General features: G+C 67.8%; 2 protein-coding genes. Both read left to right on the forward strand.

Annotated elements, in window-relative coordinates:
- Window positions 1-804: hypothetical protein (locus tag AB1609_19305; GenBank protein ID MEW6048590.1), on the forward strand; the 804-nt coding region annotated here is incomplete at its 5' end.
- 370 nt (window positions 805-1,174) lie between these two features.
- On the forward strand, window positions 1,175-3,179 hold a 2,005-nt coding region (locus AB1609_19310; protein MEW6048591.1), incomplete at its 3' end, for an ATP-dependent helicase.

Genomic DNA, 3,179 nt, shown 5'->3' on the forward strand with positions numbered 1-3,179 from the left:
CTCGCGTTCACCAGGGCCGACTTCGAGGACCTCGCGAAGCTCGGCGACCCCGCAGACGTTGCGGCAAGGTTCTGGCCCAAGGTAGAGGAGTTGTTGGTGCGCGTGAATCAGCTCCAGTGCATGAGGGACGTGCAGATCACGCGCAGCAGAGCGCCGGGCCCCGCGTTTGAGGTTCAGCAGACCAGAATGAGGGTACGGGCCTATCACTGGTACGTGTTCAACGTTGGAGGCCGCGAGGAGGCCCAGTTCAAGATCGGGATGGATGTGCGGTATCTTCGCATGGGACTGGGCTTTAACGCGGAGTTGACGCCAGGGCGTGGAAGCCGCTTCACCCCCTACCGGGTTGCCCGCGCGTTCGACGCGTTTAGAGAAGCGGTAAGCAGGCGGCCCTACGCCTTCCACCAGCTCGCCCTGCGCGAGGATCTCAGGGTGGAGGGACATGAAGCGGAGACGGATGATCCCATGAAGCTGGTCGCATGGCTGAGGTCAGCTGACGTCAAGGCGGAGAAGTGGGTTTTCCTGGGGAGCTTCCTGCGTCCGGACAATCCAGCTGACTTGTTGGTCTTGGGGGACTGGGACAGGCTTCTGCGGAAGATCGAGCGGGTTTTCGACGGACTGTACCCGTTTTGGCAATTCAGCAATTGCCAGAAGGCACACAGCGAGCGGTTGAGGGCCGCGTTGGATCTCCCGGAGGACACTCCGGATCGGCCGATCGACGATTACTGGGCGGAGATCCTCAAGTGCCTCGAAGAGGCCAGGAAGTGTTCGGCAACCGACTCAACCGATAGCCGCCCCGTCCAGTAGGTGGCTTGGGGTTTCGGCCGTTGTCCCGCCCGTCGTCGGCATGTTGTCCCGGGCGGACCGTGGTCATCATGGTGCGGCCGAACCTTTGAAGGGTGATGGGGTTCCGCCGGGGGGCCTCCTGCGGGTCCTCAACTCCCGTCGCCGGGTGCAGCGACGCCTGCGCGCCCCGTCCTCCAGCCCATGCGGGTCCTCTGGGTCTCGGTTGTGGGCTGCGGCAGGGCCTGGGCGCCCCACGTCCCAGCCCCTGCGGGGTCTCTGTACCCCGGCTGTCGGGTGCGGTGGGGTCCCCTGGCGACGCGTCCCTCGGCGTCGGGCCGCGGTCACGCGGTCACCCCGGCAGTGTAGCGGCCGTCCATGTGGAGGGTCTACGGTGAAGCACTTAACAAGCGATGTTCGGGTCAGGTTGCTGGCCGACCTGTCCGAGGAGCAGCGGCGGGCGGTCTGCGCGCGGGAACGGTACGTGCGCGTGGTCGCGGCGGCCGGTGCGGGTAAGACCGAGACGCTCACGCGGCGCATCCTGTACCTCCTGGCGGCGGGCGCGGACCCGCGGTCGATCGTGGCCTTCACCTTTACGGAGAAGGCCGCCGCCGAGATGAAGGAGCGCCTGTACCAGCGCGGCGGGGAACTGCTGCCCGCCGACGTCGTCAACCGCCTTGGCGAGATGTACGTGGGGACCATACATGGCTTCTGCGCCCGGCTGCTACAGGACTTCTTCGGCTACGGCAACCAGACGGTGCTGGACGAGAACCAGGAAGTCGCCTTCCTGATGAGGCACGGGTGGGGGCTCGGCCTGCAGGAGCTGGAGGGTCGGTACTCGGACAACTGCCTCCGCTTCCTGGAGTCCCTGGGGGTGGTATGCAACGAGGGCCTCTGCCTGAAGGACGTGGCCAGATGCGCGGACCCTGCCGACCCGGCCGGGGCGGGATTCGCCGGGCGGGTACGCAGTTACTGGGAACTGCTCGACCGGCACCGACTGCTGACATTCGGCCTCCTGATCCGCCTGGCTGTGGAGAACCTGGAAGGGAACCGGCTCACCCTGCCCTACCGCCACGTCATCGTGGACGAGTTCCAGGACATCAACCGGGCCCAGGAGCAGTTGATCTCCCACCTGGCGGAGCGGGCGGAGACCTGCTTCGTCGTGGGCGACCCCCGGCAATGCATCTACGAGTGGCGTGGGTCCGACCCGGCCTGCTTCGAGCGGTTCGCCCGTGCGTTCGGCGCCGGGGAGTACCCGCTCACTGTGAACCGCCGGAGCGCCCGGGCCGTCATCCAGGTGGCGAACCGGGTGGCTGAGCGCTTCGAGGCCTCCGAGCTGCGTTCACCCATGGACTACCTGCCGGATGCCCCTCCCGGACAGGCCTTCCACCTCGCCTGCGCGACCCCGGCCGACGAGGCCGACTACATCGCGGACGCCATCCGCGCACTGGTGGATCGCGCGGTGTGCAGGTACGGCGACGTGGCGGTGCTGCTCCGGAGCGTGAGCACGTCGGGGCCGGAGTTCACCCGCGCCTTCCGGGAACGCAACATACCCTACCTCGTGCTGGGGAAGATAGGGCTCTTCCGCCGGCCGGAGGCGGAAGCCCTGGCGTGCCTGTTCGTGTGGTGCGCGGGTCTTTCCTGGTGGAGGAGCGCGGTCGAGCGCTACGAAGGCGACCGCCTTCTGGATCGTGCGAGGCAGCTCTGGCCCGGTGGGATCGCCGATGGCCCTCCCCAGGCGTTTCGGGACTCCCTCGTTGACGGCCGATATGGAGACCTCATCGAGGCGTACTACGACCTGCTGGCTCAACTCGGCGTCCACACGTGGGACCCGGAGGACTCGGAGGCGGCCGTCAGGCTGGCCAATCTGGGCAGGTTCAGCAAGGTGATAGGTGACTTCCAAGCGGCCTACTGGCGCGGGGCGCGCCGCCCCTCGCCGGGGTCCGTCGTCAGCGGCCTTGCCTGGTACCTGATCGGATACGCGACCGGCGGGTATGCCGAGCAACTGCCCGACCCCATACCCGACGCGGACGCAGTGTACCTGGGTACGGTCCACCAGGCCAAGGGGCTAGAGTGGCCGGTGGTGTTCGTGCCTGCGCTCGTGGCAGGCCGGTTCCCGTCGTCGAAGGCCGGCAGCGAGCGCGAGTGGCTGGTGTCCCCCCGCCTGTTCGACGCCAGCAGGTACGAAGGCGGGCGCGATGCCGAGCGGAAGCTCTTCTATGTGGCGGTGACGAGGGCGCGGGACGTGCTGGTGTTCTCCAGGTTCCGGGGCATCGCGAGGTCGAGGCGCCCCTCCCCGTTCCTGGACGAAGTCGGCCTGCCGGCGGCGATGGCCCGACCGGGTGAGGGCTTCCCGTCGGTGCGCGTCAGGCCCCGGCGGGCGGAAGAGGAACCCCTCC

Source organism: Bacillota bacterium (assembly GCA_040754675.1).
Taxonomy (GTDB): domain Bacteria; phylum Bacillota; class Limnochordia; order Limnochordales; family Geochordaceae; genus Geochorda.